The sequence below is a fragment of the Mesorhizobium loti genome (genome assembly GCF_013170705.1).
Lineage (GTDB): Bacteria > Pseudomonadota > Alphaproteobacteria > Rhizobiales > Rhizobiaceae > Mesorhizobium > Mesorhizobium loti_D.
In genome coordinates, this window is the sequence record NZ_CP033334.1 from 4,622,134 (window position 1) to 4,638,585 (window position 16,452).

Annotated in this window: 14 protein-coding genes; 8 read left to right on the top strand and 6 right to left on the bottom strand. The window is 61.8% G+C overall.

Annotated features, from left to right (window positions below; genetic code table 11):
• Positions 1-41 precede the first annotated feature (41 nt).
• The 4 genes from mgtE to EB815_RS22535 form a co-directional block, all read right to left on the bottom strand.
• The gene (gene mgtE, locus EB815_RS22520; protein WP_056577247.1) at positions 42-1,406 is read right to left on the bottom strand and encodes a magnesium transporter; all 1,365 of its coding nucleotides are present in this window, start codon (positions 1,404-1,406) and stop codon (positions 42-44) included.
• A 271-nt stretch (positions 1,407-1,677) separates the two neighbouring features.
• Positions 1,678-3,570: an ABC transporter ATP-binding protein/permease gene (locus EB815_RS22525; protein ID WP_056577250.1), complete on the bottom strand. Its 1,893-nt coding sequence runs from the start codon at positions 3,568-3,570 to the stop codon at positions 1,678-1,680.
• Positions 3,571-4,063: 493 nt separating this feature from the next.
• Complete coding sequence (locus EB815_RS22530) at positions 4,064-4,744, bottom strand: DsbA family oxidoreductase (protein WP_056577253.1); 681 nt, start codon at positions 4,742-4,744, stop codon at positions 4,064-4,066.
• A gap of 16 nt (positions 4,745-4,760) precedes the next feature.
• Positions 4,761-6,578, bottom strand: coding sequence for an extracellular solute-binding protein (locus EB815_RS22535; protein ID WP_056577256.1), 1,818 nt, complete (start codon positions 6,576-6,578; stop codon positions 4,761-4,763).
• A gap of 233 nt (positions 6,579-6,811) precedes the next feature.
• Between EB815_RS22535 and EB815_RS22540 the strand changes: the two genes are divergently transcribed.
• Positions 6,812-7,441: an invasion associated locus B family protein gene (locus EB815_RS22540; RefSeq protein WP_056577459.1), complete on the top strand. Its 630-nt coding sequence runs from the start codon at positions 6,812-6,814 to the stop codon at positions 7,439-7,441.
• 108 nt (positions 7,442-7,549) lie between these two features.
• Here EB815_RS22540 and hspQ read toward each other — a convergent pair whose 3' ends face one another.
• Positions 7,550-7,873, bottom strand: a complete 324-nt coding sequence (gene hspQ, locus EB815_RS22545; protein WP_056577259.1) for a heat shock protein HspQ — start codon at positions 7,871-7,873, stop codon at positions 7,550-7,552.
• 148 nt (positions 7,874-8,021) lie between these two features.
• The gene (locus EB815_RS22550; RefSeq protein WP_056577262.1) at positions 8,022-9,236 is read right to left on the bottom strand and encodes a UbiH/UbiF family hydroxylase; all 1,215 of its coding nucleotides are present in this window, start codon (positions 9,234-9,236) and stop codon (positions 8,022-8,024) included.
• 70 nt (positions 9,237-9,306) lie between these two features.
• On the opposite strand from EB815_RS22550, the gene EB815_RS22555 reads away from it, so the two are divergent.
• The 7 genes from EB815_RS22555 (at position 9,307) to EB815_RS22585 (ending at position 16,438) form a co-directional block, all read left to right on the top strand.
• Positions 9,307-10,254: a DUF2182 domain-containing protein gene (locus EB815_RS22555; protein WP_081294736.1), complete on the top strand. Its 948-nt coding sequence runs from the start codon at positions 9,307-9,309 to the stop codon at positions 10,252-10,254.
• The gene (locus EB815_RS22560; protein ID WP_056577265.1) at positions 10,251-10,865 is read left to right on the top strand and encodes a DUF1326 domain-containing protein; all 615 of its coding nucleotides are present in this window, start codon (positions 10,251-10,253) and stop codon (positions 10,863-10,865) included. Before EB815_RS22555 ends, EB815_RS22560 begins: the two co-directional genes overlap by 4 nt.
• The gene (pcsA, locus tag EB815_RS22565) at positions 10,862-11,680 is read left to right on the top strand and encodes a phosphatidylcholine synthase (protein ID WP_056577267.1); all 819 of its coding nucleotides are present in this window, start codon (positions 10,862-10,864) and stop codon (positions 11,678-11,680) included. The genes EB815_RS22560 and pcsA overlap by 4 nt, the downstream gene beginning before the upstream one ends.
• A 22-nt stretch (positions 11,681-11,702) precedes the next feature.
• On the top strand, positions 11,703-12,680 hold the full coding sequence (locus EB815_RS22570; RefSeq protein ID WP_056577271.1) for a quinone oxidoreductase family protein: 978 nt from the start codon (positions 11,703-11,705) through the stop codon (positions 12,678-12,680).
• Positions 12,681-12,813: 133 nt separating this feature from the next.
• Positions 12,814-14,391 carry an ABC transporter ATP-binding protein gene (locus EB815_RS22575; protein WP_056577274.1) on the top strand — a complete coding sequence of 526 codons (1,578 nt, stop codon included), beginning with the start codon at positions 12,814-12,816 and terminating at the stop codon, positions 14,389-14,391.
• Positions 14,388-15,518, top strand: coding sequence for an ABC transporter permease (locus EB815_RS22580; protein ID WP_056577276.1), 1,131 nt, complete (start codon positions 14,388-14,390; stop codon positions 15,516-15,518). Before EB815_RS22575 ends, EB815_RS22580 begins: the two co-directional genes overlap by 4 nt.
• The gene (locus tag EB815_RS22585; RefSeq protein WP_056577279.1) at positions 15,518-16,438 is read left to right on the top strand and encodes an ABC transporter permease; all 921 of its coding nucleotides are present in this window, start codon (positions 15,518-15,520) and stop codon (positions 16,436-16,438) included. The genes EB815_RS22580 and EB815_RS22585 overlap by 1 nt, the downstream gene beginning before the upstream one ends.
• The last annotated feature ends 14 nt before the right edge of the window (positions 16,439-16,452 follow it).

Below are 16,452 nucleotides of genomic sequence, written 5' to 3' on the forward strand. Positions count from 1 at the left end.
GGTTCCGACCAACGCGGCCACGGCCAGCGGCGGAGGGAGTGCTAGAGCAGGGTGCCGCGCAGGATGACGAGCGCCACCGAGAAGTAGATCACCAGCCCGGTGACATCGACCAGCGTCGCGACAAATGGCGCCGATGCGCTGGCGGGATCAAACCCGATCCGTTTCAGGGCGAACGGCAGCATCGACCCCGAGAGGGAGCCAAAGGTGACGATGCCGACCAGCGCTGTGCCAACCGTCGCTGCAATCAGCGGCCAGTGCGGGCCGTAATCGTAGAAACCGAAATACTGCCACAGCGTGATACGGCAGACACCGACAACGCCAAGGATCGATCCCAGCACGAGGCCGGTCGGCAATTCTCGCAGCGCAACCCGCCACCAGTCGCCGAGGCCGATCTCGCGCAGTGCTAGCGCGCGGATAACCAGCGAGGTCGCTTGCGAGCCGGAATTGCCGCCGGAACTCATGATCAGCGGGATGAAAAGGGTGAGCACGATCGCCTTCTCCAACTCGCTCTCGTAGCTCTGCATGGCGTTGGCGGTGAGCATTTCGCTGAGGAACAAGGCGCAGAGCCAGCCGGCCCGCTTCTGGATCATGGCGAGGAAGCTCATCTTCATGTAGGGCTCGTCGAGCGCCTCCATGCCGCCGAAGCGGTGCACGTCCTCCGTCGTTTCCTCGATCATCGTATCGATGATGTCGTCGATGGTGACGATGCCGAGAATCTTGCCATGGTCGACGACCGGGACGGCGAGCAGGTCGTATTTGGAGATCGTCTGCGCCAGGTTTTCGCGATCGGTCAGCGGTGTGACCGTGACCGGCATGCGGTCCGGCGCCACCGACAGGATCGGATCGTCCGGCTCACCGGTGATGAGCCGGCGCAAGCCGGTCGACCGCACCAGAAGGTGCGTCTGCGGATCGACGATGTAGATCGCGTAGACGGTTTCGCGCGTCCGCTCGACCTTGCGGATATAGTCGAGCGTGCGCCCGACGGTCCAGTCCGAGGGAACGCTGACGAACTCCGTCGTCATGATCGATGCGGCGCTGCCTTCGGGATAGCCCAGAATGGAAAGCAACGTCGCGCGCAACGGCGGCGCCAGCGCGCCGAGCAGTTCGGAGCGTGCCGGCTCGTCGAGCTCGCGCAGGATGTCGGCCGCCCGGTCGACAGACATGGCGGTGAGCAGCTTGCTTGCCTTGGAGCGGGGCAGGGCCTCCGCGAGTTCAGGCGCACTCTCGAGTTCGGGCTGATCGAAAATCTCGACCAGCCGCTCGAAGGGTACGGCGCAAAGCAGTTCCGTCGCGGTTTCACGCGATTCATGGTTGAGAGCCTCGACCACGTCGGCGACATGGTCGTTTGCAAGGATGCGGGCGATGGCGACGGCCTCGTCGTCCGCTACAGGGAAGAAATCGTTCATGGCTCACTCCTTGCCGTCCGGCAGGACATGAACCATTCAGGTCACGTCTAGGCGGACGGCGGTTGCGTTCGACTAATACTGTCGCCAGGCATGGCGCGGTGACCTTTCTGCTTGCGGGTTCGCGTTTGACTATCAGCAAGCCGGCGCAACATAGGAGCGCGCCTTGCCGAGTCAATCGCGGTGACGATGGAAAACGGTGCCTGATCGCTCCGATCGCGACACTGTGATCGCCGACTGCCGTTTTGTCCGGCAAGTCGAAGTGAATGCATCGTTATTTCTGTTTCAGCCGACGCGAGAAACGCAACCATTTGTCTTCGACCGCCCGTGGCTGGGCCAGGATCGTGGTGAGTTCGACGGGCAGGGTCGGAACCAGCGGCTTCTTGGTGGCGACACCGTCGGCGATCATGACGAGCGAGTGGTAGAACTCGGTGCCGGCAGCCGATCTGGGCGCTACCGCCTCATGCATGACGCTGATCACCGTGACATCGGGGCAATTGTCCTTGATCGCCTGGTGGAAGGCAATCTTGCCCTCCGGGTCGAGCGCACCGGTCGCCTCGTCGAGGAACAGGAGGCCCGGCTGCTGCAGGATGATGCGGGCCACCACCAGCTTCTGTTTCTGGCCGCCCGACAGGACCTGATCCCAGCTTTTGCCCTCGCGGTTTTCATTGGCCATGTGTTCGATGAAGTCACCAAGGCCAGCCTTGTGCAGCGCCGACGCGACTTGAGCATCGCCGTGGTCGTGTTCGGAGCCCGGCAGGCAGACCAGCTGTTTCAGCGACACCTGCTGCAGCTTGACCTCCTGGGCGGCATAGAAACTCTTCACTCCGTCGGGGAAGACGATGGTGCCGCGGCCATAGGGCCAGAGGCCGTTGATCGCCTTTATCAACGAGGTCTTGCCGCAGCCGGATTCACCTTTCAGGAACGTCCACTCGCCGCGCCGGAAGCGCAGGTTCGCGGCGCTGAGGAACGGCGTCGCATCCTCGCCCTGATGCGCCAATTCGAGTTTCTGGATGGTCAGGCCGAAAACCGGATTCTGGCTGGCATAGTGGAAGTCCGAGCGGCCGGTCTGGCTGTAGAATTCCTGCGGGTGCTGGACGTTCTCGATGGCTCTCGCCAATTCGGTGACACGCTGGCTGTTGGCACGCAGCGTGGCGATGGCAGGCATGACATGGATGAACCACGAACACTGGCTGATAAGTTGGGCGACCATTTCCGAGCCCGTGATGTAGCCCTTGTAGTCCAAGCGGCTGTGGATGAAGGGCACGAGCCCCGGCGCATAGGCCACGATACGGGCGCCGACGAAATTGTAGATCAGTTCGAACGACATATAACTGGTGTTGACGACATTCAGCCGGCCCCACGTGCGATCGATATCGATGTAGAGACGGTCGTGCATCATCTTCTGCACGTCCTCACCGTGCGACGCGGCGACATGGAAGCTGCGGCGCAGGAATGTCGTCAGCTCGCCGCGATAGCTGCCCTCGGCTTTCTGCATGCGGATATTAAGTCGTTCCAGCAGGCTGCCGAGCTTGACGGCGATCCAGGTGTTGAGCGGCACGTAAGTGGCAACAGCCAGAAGCGCGAGGACAGCGCTGCCATAGCTACCCAGGAACTCCAGGCCTTTGACCTCCACCGACGACTGGATCAGGTTCTGACCGATAAAATAGAGCGAAGTTGCCAGGCCCAGCACGCCCATAGCGAGACCTATAGCGCCGCCGGTCATGTCCTTGATCGATTCCTGGATGCGCTGGTCGATGTTGTCGGGCGTGACGGCGCCGCCGGCCACGGACCCATGCTGTGCATGGAAATGGGTATGATTGCCGTCGAGCAAGGCCTGGTTGAACTTGCCGTTCAGCCAGCCACGCCATTTGCGGTGCAAGGTCGCGGAGACGAGATTGCGCACGCCGGTAAAGCCGACGTCCTTGAGAACGACCAGCAACACCAATATGCCGGCATTGGTCAGGATGGTCTCAAGCGGGCGGGTATTGGCGGCATCGTGGAGAAAGGCAATCGAATTGACCAATTCGCCGGAAGCCATGGCAAACCAAACGCTGGCCTTGCTGGATAGGGCGGTCAACAGCGCGATGACGATGGTCAGCGTCCAGGCTTCTTTCCACCGATCCGACAGCCAGTAGGCCCGCATCAGCCCCCAGAAACTGCGCATCGAGGATACCGGCGTCAAATGCGACGGCCCTGTGGCGCCGCTGTGTAGTCCATCCGGTACTGACTCCTGCGATCGTCTGCCGATCCGAATCACGATCCCGCCCAAACCTTTTTTTGTTTTGTTACGGATGGTAACACCAATTGATCATTTTCCATTAATTTTTGTAGAGGGGCGGCCGGATAAAGGGCGCCGGCCGTGTCGGCAAGGCAACAGAGCGGGTTTCCAGGACGTCGCGCGCAAGCCTGCTGAAAAGCGATTTAATATAATGATATCATTTGTTTACCGGGTGCGATGACGTGGCACACACACCTTCCCCAGGGGAAGGTATTCACACGATTTCGTGACCTTGTTTTGGCTTGTTGGATTTGCCGATTTTTCATTGCAGGCTAACCAGATTCCGGAAAACAGCCCGTCACAATGTGTCAACGGCCCTGTCCCAAAGGCCGAACAATGACCTGAAAAAGTCTCCGCGGCAGGCGAAGGGAATGACAGGTCAGCCGACTGTGTCCAGCTCGCCGCGGGCCTTGGCCGCCGCCACCTCACGGATGGCATCGGCCAGCGTGTCGACGTCCTGCGCGCCCATCACGGCATATTTGCCTTCAAGCAGAAAACACGGCACGCCTGATATGCCCATGCGCGAAGCCGTGGCGATCTCGGTGCGCACCTCTTCGACATCGGCGTCGGTCGGCAAGAGCGTCGCCACCACGGATGCGTCCATGCCGGCCTCGCGGGCGGCTTCGACCAACACGGCATGGTCGCCAATGTTGACGCCCTCCTCGAAATTCAGCTGGAACAGGCGGCGGACCAGTCTGTTCTGCACCGCTTCACTGGCGGCGCCAGCCCAGCGGATCAGGCGGTGCGCATCCAGCGTGTTGGGCGCCACCTTGATGGCATCGAAGGCAAAGGAAATGCCCTCGGCGTCGCCAAGCGGTTCGATGCGGGCATGGATCTCGCGAATGCGCTCGTCGCTGCCGAACTTGGCCAGCATATACTCCCGGCGGTCCTTGCCCTGCGGCGGAATGGTCGGATCGAGCTGGAACGGCCGCCAGCGTATGTGCACATCTACATCACCGGCCGCGGTAACCGCCTTGTCCAGCCGCTTCTGACCGATGAAGCACCACGGACAGACGACGTCCGACACCACATCAACGGTTATGGCGTTCGCTTCGCTCATCTCGATCTCCGGATTTTCAGTTCGGTTTGCGCCACCATGTCGGCAGCTGATAACCGAATATGGGCGTCTTCCGCGGATGTTCCAGATAATTCCAGTACGCCAGCCACTGCTGCGTGTTGTACTGCATCGGCACCATATAGTTGCCCGAGATCAGCAACCGGTCGAGAACGCGAACGGCGGCGACATAGTCCTCCTTGGTGTGTGCGTTCAGCATGGCGTCGATCGCGGCATCGATTGCCGGGTCGGCGACACCGGCAAGATTGAACGATCCTTCGGTCCTGGCCGCAGTGGACGACCAACGCCCGATCTGCTCGATGCCCGGGGACAAGGAATTGTTGAAGCCGCTCGAGCCGACCAGCACCTCGAAGTCGAAACGTTGCTTGCGCGACTGGATCTGGTCGCCGTCCAGGCTGCGGATGCTGACGTTGATGCCGATCTTTTCCAGTGTGCGCTGGTAGATGCCGGCCAAGCGTTCTTCGTCCTGCGAAGCGGTCAGGATCTCGAATCCGAAAGGTTTGCCGTCAGAATCGAGCATTATGCCGTCCTGCACGCGGTAACCGATGCTTTTCAGGAGATCGAAAGCGGCCTTAAGCACCTTGCGGTCCTGGCCTGAACCGTCGGTGACCGGCGGTTTCCATGTACCGTCCATGATTTCGGCCGGCACGCGGCCGGGGTAGGGGGCCAGCAACGCCCTTTCCCTGTCGTCGGCCGGGTGGCCAAGCGCGGAGAGCTCGGAATTCTGCCAGTAGCTCATCGTGCGCGTGTATTTGCCGCCGAACAGGTTCTTGTTGGCCCATTCGAAATCGTAAAGCATGCCGAGCGCGCGCCGAACCACCGGGTTGGAGAATTTCGGCAGCCTGGTGTTGAACAGGAAACCGGTCACGACAGGCGGGATGCCAGTGTCGAAAGTTTCGGAAACCACCTCACCCCTGTGGAAGGCGGGAAAGTCGAGATCGCGCTCGCGCTTCACCGGATCACCGTCGTCGTCGATGGCGCAAAGGCCCTTCTTGAAGGCTTCGAGCTTGGCGTTGGCATTGAGGAAATATTCGATGGTGATCTGGTCGTAATTGTCGAAGCCGCGCTTGGCGGGTACGTCCTTGCCCCAGTAGTCCGGATTGCGCTTGAAGACGATGCGCTGGCCGGGCGTCACCTGCGCGATCGTGTAGGGTCCGCTGCCGATCAACGGCTTCAGCGTCGTCCTGTCGAATGTGTCCATGTCAAAGGCATGCTTGGGGATGATCGGCGTCAGCGCGATGATCAGGGGAAATTCGCGATCGGCCTTGTCGTTGAAAGTGAAGCGCACGCTGTGGTCGCCGGTCTTTTCGAGCTTGGCGATCCTTGCCATGCGGTCGCTGTAGGGTGGGCGGCCCTTTTGCGTAAAGGCATCATAGGTGAACAGCACGTCTTCCGGTGTCACCGGCTGTCCGTCCGACCATTTGGCCTTTGGGTTGAGATGGAATTCGATGCTCTTGCGCTCCGGGTCCATGTCGGCGGTATCGGCGAGCAGCCCATAGAGCGTGAAAGCCTCATCCGCGCTGCGCTGCATCAGCGGCTCGAAGACCAGATTGCCGAAGATCGTGTCCATCATGCCGCGCGCGGTCGTACGCAGGCTTTTCAGAATGAAAGGGTTGAGGTTGTCGAAGCTGCCGACGACGCAATAGGTGATGCTGCCGCCCTTCGGCGCGTCGGGATTGACGTAGCTGAAATGCGCGTAGTCCGGCGGCAGGGCCGGTTCGCCCTGCATGGCAATCGCGTATCTTGGCTCCGACAGCGCCGGCAGCGACAGGGTGAGAAACGATATCGCGGTGATCAGCCAAACAAGAACGCGGCCCATGACCGTCTCCTTAACAGGTCGGCTTGATGATTCGGTGAGCACCCTAGCATGAGGCAGCTGCGTGCCGGCCAATGGTGTCATCAAGAATTACAAGTGAGCGGGCTGGATTCGGCACCGCTTGCAGTGTAACACGCCGTCCGAAGTCATTCTGTTGCCTCATTTCGGCAACAGGTAGCTGGACCACGCGGCGCAGAGAAGCCGGTTCCGGGATCATTTGAGAGGAAATGCACGACATGACGAGCCTGAACAGCAACGCGTACCGCCTGTCGGTCATGGCCGCTGGCGTGATCGGCTTTCTGGGCGCAGGACTTCCCGCGGCTTCCGCGCAGCAACAGCAGCAGATACCTCAGGGCTGGTTCAAGGCCTGCACCAAGCAGGAAGACGTCGATATCTGCAACGTCCAGAACATCGTCACCGCCGGCAACGGCCAGCTCGTCACCGGTGTCAGCCTGATCGAACTCAAGGGCAAGGTTAACCGCAAGGTATTCCAGGTCACGGTGCCGACCGGCCGCCTCGTGCCTCCCGGCATCGGCCTGCAGATCGACACCGGCAAGACGCAGAAGCTCGACTATGTCATCTGCTTCCCGGATCGTTGCGTGGCGGAAGTGCCGCTGACCGACCAGCTCGTCGCCTCGTTCAAGAAAGGCCAGGGTATCACGCTGACCTCGATCAATTTCCAGAACCAGGCCAACCCGATCAAGATCGCGCTGCAGGGCTTCAGCGGTGCCTATGACGGCCCGCCGCTGCAGCAGTCGGACATCGAGGACCGGCAGAAGAAGCTCCAGGACTTCGTGGCCAAGAACAACCAGGACTTCGCCAAGAAGCTCAAGGACGAGCAGGACAAGGCGAAGACCGCCAACTGATCACCGGCATCCGGCCAAGACCGGCGCCAAAGAAAAAGCGGGGCCATGCCCCGCTTTTTTTCGTTCCCGCCCCTGGATTTCCCGGCGGACGGCTGGAGTGCCGGAAGGTCAGTGCCTGGACTGCCGTTTCGGCTCGTAGCGTCCATCCGGCTTCTTGTCGAACATCTCCTTGATCTGCGGGTGGCGAACGGGCTCGCCCGACCGGTCCTCGAGCAGATTCTGCTCGGACACATAGGCTATGTATTCGGTTTCCGAATTCTCGGCGAGCAGATGGTAGAATGGCTGATCCTTGCGAGGCCGCACGTCGGCGGGGATGGCTTCGTACCATTCGTCGGTGTTGGCGAATTGCGGATCGACGTCGAAAATGATGCCTCGAAACGGAAACAGCCGGTGGCGAACCACCTGTCCGATCGCGAATTTGGCCGTTTTCATCGTACTCACCACTGAATTCCTTGACTTTATTTGGCGCAGACTCCGAGTCAATTCAATCCCGAAGCGTTTGAGCGTCTTCAAGCTACGCAGAATTCGGCGCAAAGGTTTTGATTGATGTCGCGATGTCGCGATAAAGTCCGCAAGATCGCTACCGCTGCCGCGCCGGCTTTCGCAGGCCACCCACAAGTGCTGCAAAGCCGCTGCCTGGACGAAGCCCTTCGCGCATGAAGAAGGCGCGCAGCGGCGCAAAACCGCCGAGCACGCCCAGACCAGCGCCCCGCGCGATCTGCGCCGGCAACATGTCGGAAAGCAGCGACATGTTGAGGAGATTGACTGCACCGCTGCGCGCCAGAATATCGGGGCGACGCTTGAAATCGTAGGCGGCGAGGGCCTTGGCCCCGCCGGGATCCTCACGATTTTCGCTCGCAATACCAACCAGGTCGTCAATATCCCTGATGCCAAGATTGAGGCCTTGCGCACCGATTGGCGGAAACACATGCGCGGCTTCGCCGACAAGTGCGACCCTCTCTCGCGCGAAGCGCAGGGGCGTCACGGTCGAAAGCGGATAGATCTGCCTGCCCGGTTCCACGGTGACCCGACCCAGCATTGACTGCATCTGCTGCTCGACCCGCATTGAAAGCGTTGCGTCATCCAGGGCGGCAAGCGCCTTGGCTGTCTCGGGCTTGACCACCCAGACGAGACTTGAGCGATTGCCCGGCAGCGGAACCTGGGTGAACGGGCCTGTCTCGGTGTGGAACTCCGTCGAGGTGAAGGCATGGTCCCGGCCATGGCTGAAATTGAGCACGAGCGCGGCTTGCGGGTAGGAGCGTGCGGCGGTCGAGATGTCCGCTGCCTCGCGGGCGGGCGATTGGCGCCCATCGGCGGCGACCGCCAGCGACGCGCCAACCTCACTGCCGTCGGCGAGATCGGCGCGGGCCTTGTCGGCGCCGAGATGCCAGGCCTCGACCATCGACCTGCGCCATTCGATCCCGGGATGCGCGGCTGCCTTGGCGGCAAGCGCCGGACCAAGGACGCTGTTGGGCAGGTTCAGTCCAAACTGCTCCTCGTCGATCTCGGCGGCGCGGAAGGTGACGACGGGACTGCGGATCAGCCGGCTGGTCGCGTCGACGATGCGCATGATTTTCAAAGGCGCGGCCTTGGGTTTGATGTCTTCGAGGAGATCAAGCCGCTCAAGCACTTTCAGGGCAGGGTTCATCAGCGCCGTGGTGCGACCATCGGGGGCCGACGCCTCGGGCCCGACAAGCGTCACCGGAAAGCCGGCATCGGCGAAAGCGAGCGCCGCGATCAGCCCTGCAGGCCCGGTGCCGGCAATCAGTATGCGCGCTGTTTCCTGATGCTCCAAGGTCGGCTTCCGGCTTACGATGCGAGGCGGGCCACCAGACCTGCCAGTCGATAGGCATATAGGTCAGATCATGCCGCTTGATCAACGCGGCGATTCGGCCCATTCGGGTGTCATGACCGGCCACCAGGACGATTTCAGCCATCTCGACCGCGCCGGCCGCGCCATGGCAAATGTCGCGCGCGACCCGCGCTTGACGGTCAACATCGTCGTCGTCGCCGGCATCGTATTCGCCTGGCTGTTACTCGGGGCGATGGCGATTCGCGGCGCCGAGGTCCGAGGCAGAGCGCCCGGCGACACCCTCCTGCACGACTTGCCACAACTGCCGCTGCCCGATTTCCTGGAGCGGTTCTTCGCGCTTTGCCTATCGCCGGCGCCGCTGGACGCAAGCATCGGCTTGCGTGCCGTTGCGCTCGTCGTCATGTGGTTCCTGATGGCGATCGCCGCCATGCTGCCGTCCGCGGCCCCGATGATCCGGACCTATTGCGAGATCGCCGATACAGCCCGGATCAAGGGCGAGCTGGTCGTTCATCCTCTGGTGCTGGTAGCCGGCTATCTCGGCGTCTGGCTCGCTGCCTCGATGCTGTTTTCGGCGCTGACGCTCAGCGTGCACACAGTCGCCGCATCCAGCGAGATCTACGATCCAGTGCTTGGGATTGCCGGCGCGCTCGCATTGCTGGTTGCTGGCCTCTATCAGTTCAGCGGCCTCAAGGAGGCCTGCCTGAAGAAATGCCGCAACCCGTTCTCGATCCTGTTTTCGAACTGGAGCGCCAAAGCCGGCAGCGTCTTCCGGCTCGGTGTCGTGCAAGGCATCTGGTGTTTCGGCTGCTGCTGGGCGCTCATGCTGGTGATGTTCGCCGTCGGCGTGATGAACATCTTCTGGATGGCGCTGATCGGCGTATTCACCCTGATTGAAAAACAGATGACGGGCAGTCTTCCAACCCGACTGGCCGGTGCGATACTGCTTGTCTGGGCAGCCGCGCTGCTAGTAGTCTCGCTTTCAGTGGGGGAAATTCGATGACAGATCAGGGCTGGGCAATGAAAGGAGAGCTCGTACTCTCCTGCAATTGCACGGTTTTTTGCCCTTGCGTGCTGTCGCTCGGCAGTCACCCTCCGACCGAGGGTTATTGCCAGACCTGGGCGGGTTTCCGTATCGATGCCGGTCATTTCGGCGAGGTCGACCTGTCAGGCCTCAACCTTGGGCTGATCATGGAAATCCCCGGCTATATGAGCCGAGGCAACTGGACCGCCGGCCTGTTCATCGACAAGCGCGCCTCGATTTACGCGGTCAAGGCCTTGACGAAGATCTTCACCGGCAAGGCGGGCGGGACCACGTCGCTGCTGTCGATCCTCGTTGGAAAATTCCTGGGTGTGGAACAGGCGCCGATCACCTATGAGACCCGGGACAAGACGCGTATCTTCCAGATACCGAAGATCATCGATGGCGCGGTGACGCCAATCGCCGGCAAGGATCGCGAGAAGGATACGGTGATCACGAATTCCGAATACTGGATCGCGCCGGAGATCATCGTAGCGAGGTCCGACAAGAGCAAGATGCGGGCCTTTGGCCGCAACTGGAATTTTGCTGGCCGCTCGGCCGAAATCTGCAAGCTGGATTGGCGGGGCCCGTGAGCAAGAACACAACGGCCAGAAAGGCCGCCAAGAAGATCGCGGACCGGATTCCTCGACCGAAGAAGAAGGTCACCTGGCCGCAGGCAAGGGCGTTCTCCGTCCACCTGCTGACCGCGTCAGGCTCGTTCCTTGCATTCCTGTCGCTGGTGGCGGCGAGCGAGGAGCGCTGGACGGCAATGTTCTGGTGGCTGGGACTGGCGCTGTTCGTCGACGGCATCGACGGGCCGATCGCCAGGAAGCTCGAGGTCAAGGAAATCCTGCCGACCTGGTCGGGCGAACTCCTCGACAACATCATCGACTATGTGACCTATGTGCTGATCCCGGCCTTCGCGCTCTACCAGCGCGGCTTCATGGGCGAGGGCTTGTCGTTCCTTTCGGCTGCGATCATCGTCGTTTCCAGCGCGATCTATTATGCCGACACCGGCATGAAGACGAAGGAGAATTTCTTCAAGGGCTTCCCCGTGGTCTGGAACATGGTGGTGTTCACGCTGTTCGTCATCGAACCGGGACAATGGGTGTCGTTCGCTGTCGTGGTGGTGGCTGGCATCCTGACCTTCATCCCGATCAATTTCATCCATCCGGTGCGGGTGGTGCGGCTGCGGCGCATCAATCTCACAATGACCCTTTTGTGGTGCGCCTTCGGCGCGCTCGCGCTTGCGCAGGCGGCTCTCGCAGCTTTCTACGATCAGATCGGCGTGCTGGGCGAACAGGTCGGTACTTTCACCAAGATCGGCATTACCGTTACCGGGCTTTATCTGGCCTGCATCGGCGGCATCATGCAGTTCTTTCCAAATCTCGGTGCCAAGAAGGCCTGACCCGCCAGAGGAATCCCAATCCATGTCCAAAGCGATCCGTATCCACGCCCACGGCGGTCCGGAAGTTCTGACCTATGAGGACGTCGATCCCGGCCAGCCGGGTTCCGGGCAGATCCTGGTCAGGCATACGGCCATCGGGCTCAACTTCATCGACGTCTATCATCGCTCCGGTCTTTATCCGCCGCCCGGAGGTTTTCCGCTTGTTCCGGGCAGCGAGGCCGCCGGCGTGGTGCTGGAGGTAGGGCAGGACGTCGATTGGCTGAAGCCCGGCGACCGGATCGCCTATGCCGTGACGACAGGAGCTTATGCCGAAGAACGCGTCATCGATGCCAGCCGGGTCGTCAGGATTCCGGATGGTATCAGCGACGAACAGGCCGCCGCGATGATGCTGAAGGGCATGACTGCCGAATATTTGCTGCGCCGGACCTTCAACGTGAAAGCGGGTGACACGATCCTGTTCCATGCCGCGGCCGGCGGCGTCGGGCTCATTCTCGGCCAATGGGCGAAACATCTCGGCGCGACCGTGATCGGCACGGCAAGCTCGACCGACAAGATCGAGCTCGCCAAGGCGCACGGCTTCGACCATGTCATCAACTACAAGGAGCAGGATTTCGTCGCCGGCGTCGCCGCCATCACCGGCGGCAGGAAATGCGACGTCGTCTACGATTCGGTGGGCAACGACACATTCCCGGCTTCGCTCGACTGCCTGAGGCCGCTCGGCATGTTCGTCAGTTTTGGCCAGTCGTCGGGACCGATCCCGCCATTTTCCATGTCGCTCTTGGCGCAGAAGGGCTCGTTGTTCGCCACAAGGCCGACGCTGTTCGTCTATAACGCAAAACGCGAGGACCTCGATGCCTCCGCAGCCGCGCTGTTCGACGTGGTTCTCAGCGGCGCCGTCGAGATCAAGATCAACCAGCGCTATGCGCTGAAGGATGCCGGCAAAGCACATTCGGATCTCGAAGGCCGCAGGACAACGGGGACGACTATTCTCGTTCCTTAGTCACGCCTGCCTTGTTATCTCTTGAATTTCCGCTGAAATTCTTGAAGCTCTTTCAAGACGCGTGCCGCTTTGCGTTGAGAGCCGGCGGCGCCTACCATGCTTGCGGGAACACAGAACATATCTGGCGAACCAGATGGGAGGCACTGTGAGTGCAGATCATGATGGGGCGAACCTGCTTGAGGTTCGTGGCCTGACCAAGATATTCGGCACGCTGACCGCGTGCGATCATGTCGATCTCAACATCGCCAAGGGTGAAATCCACGCGCTGCTTGGCGAGAACGGCGCCGGCAAGTCGACGCTGGTCAAGATGCTGTTCGGCTCGCTGGAGCCCAATTCCGGTGAGATTTTCTGGAACGGCCAGGCGGTGCGCATCACCAGCCCGGGTGCCGCCAAGAAGCTCGGCATCGGCATGGTGTTCCAGCATTTTTCGCTGTTCGAGGCGCTGACCGCGGCCGAGAACATCGCGCTGTCGCTCGATGACGGCTCGCCGATCAGCAGCATTGCCGCGAAGGCGAGGGCGCTTTCCTACAGCTACGGCCTGCCGCTCGATCCGGACTCGCTGGTCGGCGACCTGTCGGTCGGCGAACGCCAGCGTATCGAAATCATCCGCTGCCTCCTGCAGACGCCGCAGCTCATCATCCTTGACGAGCCAACCTCTGTGCTGACGCCGCAGGAAGCCGACAAGCTGTTCGAGACGCTGGAGCGGCTGCGCGCGGAAGGCAAATCGATCCTCTACATTTCGCACCGGCTGGAAGAGGTCAAACGCATCTGCGACCGCGCCACGGTGTTGCGGCACGGCAAGGTGGTCGGTCACTGCAATCCGCGCGAGGAGACAGCAGCCTCGCTCGCCCGCATGATGGTCGGCAACGAGGTGCAGGCGGTGGTGCGCGCGCCGGTCGAGGGGATCGAAACCGCAGATCCGCTGCTCGAAATCCGCCGCCTCAGCCGCAAACCGGCGACGCCGTTTTCGATTCCGCTCAAGAACATCAGCCTGAATGTCCGCGCTGGCGAGGTGATCGGCATTGCCGGTGTTGCCGGCAACGGCCAGGGCGAGTTTTTCGAATCCGTTTCCGGCGAGGTGTTGCAGCAGGATGCCGCCTCGGTGCGTATCCGGGGCAAGGATGCAGGTGGTCTCACCATCACCGGACGGCGCCTGCTCGGTGCCGCCTTCGTACCGGAGGAGCGCCTCGGCCATGGTGCCGCGCCGCGCATGAAACTCTCGGAAAACCTTTTGCTCTCGCGCCACGCGACCGACGGCACAGCGTTTGTCGGCGCTGGCGGAATGGTCAAAAGCGGCGCCGTCTACGCTGCCGCGCAACGCATCATCGTGGCGATGGATGTGCGCAAGAGCGCGCCGGATCCGGAAGCGGCCGCACTTTCGGGCGGCAATCTGCAAAAATTCATCGTCGGCCGCGAACTCGACCGCCGCCCTAGCGTCATGGTGGTCAACCAGCCGACCTGGGGCGTCGACGCCGGTGCTGCCGCCCATATCCGACAGGCCTTGATCGAGCTGTCGCGCAGCGGCTCGGCGGTTCTGGTGATCAGCCAGGATCTCGACGAATTGTTCGAGATATCGGACGCGATCGCGGTCATGCACAATGGCGAATTGTCCAAGCCGATGCCGATCGCCGAGGCGACCTTCGAGAAGGTCGGCCTGCTGATGGGCGGCGCCGAGCCCGGCCACGCCGAACATACGCTGGAGACGGCATGATGCGCCTTGAACTCGTCAAACGCCCGCAGCGCTCGGCGCTGTTTTCGATGCTGTCACCCTTCATCGCCTTCGCGCTCACCATTATCGCCGGCGCCATCATGTTCGCTCTGCTCGGCGTCAATCCACTGACCGCGTTCCGGATCTACTTCATCGAGCCGATCAGTCAGGTCTGGCAATTGCATGAGCTGGCGATCAAGGCGGCGCCGCTGATCCTGATCGCGGTCGGCCTGTCGGTCTGCTACAAGGCCAACATCTGGAACATCGGCGCCGAAGGCCAGTTCATTTTCGGCGCCATCTTCGGCTCGGCCATCCCGGTCCTGTTTCCTCAGTTCGAAGGCCCGCTGGTGCTGCCGCTGATGCTCCTGCTCGGCATGGTCGGCGGTGCCGCCTACGCGGCGATCCCGGCCTTGCTCAAGACCCGGTTCAATACCAACGAGATCCTGACCAGCCTGATGCTGGTCTATGTCGCCCAACTCTTCCTCGACTGGCTGGTGCGCGGCCCATGGCGTGATCCGCAGGGCCATGGTTTCCCGCAGACGATCCAGTTCGGCGATTCAGCAGTCCTGCCGGAACTGATGCCGGATGCCGGACGCGCCAACTGGGGTTTTGTGTTCGCGCTGGTTGCGGCGGTGCTGATCTGGATCCTGATGGGCCGCATGCTCAAGGGCTTCGAGGTCCGCGTGCTGGGCTCCAGCCCGAGGGCAGGGCGCTTCGCCGGCTTCGGTCTCAGCCGCATGGTGTTCTTCGCCTTCCTGCTTTCGGGCGCACTGGCCGGCCTTGCCGGCATTTCGGAAGTCTCCGGCGCCATCGGGCAATTGCAGCCGGTGATTTCTCCCGGCTATGGCTTCACGGCCATCATCGTGGCGTTCCTCGGCCGCCTCAACCCGCTCGGTATCGTCGCCGCGGGCCTGGTTCTGGCGCTGACCTATCTCGGCGGTGAAGCGGTGCAAAGCGCGCTTGGCATTTCAGACAAGGTGGCGAGGGTGTTCCAGGGCATGCTGCTGTTCTTCGTGCTTGGCTGCGACACGCTCATCCACTACCGCATCCGCCTGATCGGCCTGGCGTTGACCAAGCCGCAGGGCGCGGCACCGCTCGAAGCCGCGCCGAAGTTGAAGGAAGCCCGCTGATGGACATCACCGTCAACATCCTCCTGACCATCGCCACGGCGGCGACGCCGCTCTTGATCGCGGCGATCGGCGAACTGGTGGTCGAACGCTCCGGCGTGCTCAATCTCGGCGTCGAAGGCATGATGATCATGGGCGCGGTCGGCGGCTTCGGGGCCGGCTACCTAACCGGATCGCCCTGGATCGGCCTTCTGGCGGCAATCGCCATGGGCGCGCTGTTCTCGCTGCTGTTCGCCGTCATGACGCTGTCGCTGGCCACCAATCAGGTGGCGACCGGCCTGTCGCTGACGCTGCTTGGCCTCGGCCTCTCCGGCATGATCGGAACGAGCTTCGTCGGCCAGCCTGGCGTCAGGCTGCCCAATCTCGACATTCCCGGCCTCAGCTCGATCCCGGTCGTGGGCAGGCTGCTGTTCGGCCAGGATCCGATCTTCTACATCTCGATCGCGCTGACCGCCGCCGTCATGTGGTTCCTGTTCAAGACGCGTACTGGCCTGACGCTCCGCTCAATCGGCGACAGCCACGTTTCGGCGCACGCGCTTGGCATCAAGGTCATCCGCTACCGCTATCTCTCGGTCATCTTCGGCGGCGCCTGCGCCGGTCTGGCCGGCGGCCATCTGTCGCTGGTCTACACGCCGCAATGGGTCGAGAACATGACCGCGGGTCGCGGCTGGATCGCTCTGGCGCTCGTGGTGTTCGCCTCGTGGCGGCCGTGGCGGGTGCTGGCCGGCGCCTACATCTTCGGCGCGGTGTGGATCGGCCAGCTTCATGCACAGGCTTTTGGCATTCCCGTGCCCTCGCAGATGCTTTCTTCTCTGCCCTATCTGGCAACCGTCGTGGTTCTCGTTCTAATCTCGCGCAACAAGCGTCTGACGATGATGAACACGCCGGCATCCCTGGGGCAGCCATTCGTTCCGGATCGTTGACAATAATAACAAAC

Excerpts from the sequence above, each read along its gene's own strand:
- mgtE (WP_056577247.1), bottom strand. The coding sequence starts at position 1,406 with ATGAACGATTTCTTCCCTGTAGCGGACGACGAGGCCGTCGCCATCGCC.
- EB815_RS22525 (WP_056577250.1), bottom strand. The coding sequence starts at position 3,570 with ATGCGCAGTTTCTGGGGGCTGATGCGGGCCTACTGGCTGTCGGATCGG.
- EB815_RS22530 (WP_056577253.1), bottom strand. The coding sequence starts at position 4,744 with ATGAGCGAAGCGAACGCCATAACCGTTGATGTGGTGTCGGACGTCGTC.
- EB815_RS22535 (WP_056577256.1), bottom strand. The coding sequence starts at position 6,578 with ATGGGCCGCGTTCTTGTTTGGCTGATCACCGCGATATCGTTTCTCACC.
- EB815_RS22540 (WP_056577459.1), top strand. The coding sequence starts at position 6,812 with ATGACGAGCCTGAACAGCAACGCGTACCGCCTGTCGGTCATGGCCGCT.
- hspQ (WP_056577259.1), bottom strand. The coding sequence starts at position 7,873 with ATGAAAACGGCCAAATTCGCGATCGGACAGGTGGTTCGCCACCGGCTG.
- EB815_RS22555 (WP_081294736.1), top strand. The coding sequence starts at position 9,307 with ATGCCGCTTGATCAACGCGGCGATTCGGCCCATTCGGGTGTCATGACC.
- EB815_RS22560 (WP_056577265.1), top strand. The coding sequence starts at position 10,251 with ATGACAGATCAGGGCTGGGCAATGAAAGGAGAGCTCGTACTCTCCTGC.
- EB815_RS22570 (WP_056577271.1), top strand. The coding sequence starts at position 11,703 with ATGTCCAAAGCGATCCGTATCCACGCCCACGGCGGTCCGGAAGTTCTG.
- EB815_RS22575 (WP_056577274.1), top strand. The coding sequence starts at position 12,814 with ATGGGAGGCACTGTGAGTGCAGATCATGATGGGGCGAACCTGCTTGAG.
- EB815_RS22580 (WP_056577276.1), top strand. The coding sequence starts at position 14,388 with ATGATGCGCCTTGAACTCGTCAAACGCCCGCAGCGCTCGGCGCTGTTT.
- EB815_RS22585 (WP_056577279.1), top strand. The coding sequence starts at position 15,518 with ATGGACATCACCGTCAACATCCTCCTGACCATCGCCACGGCGGCGACG.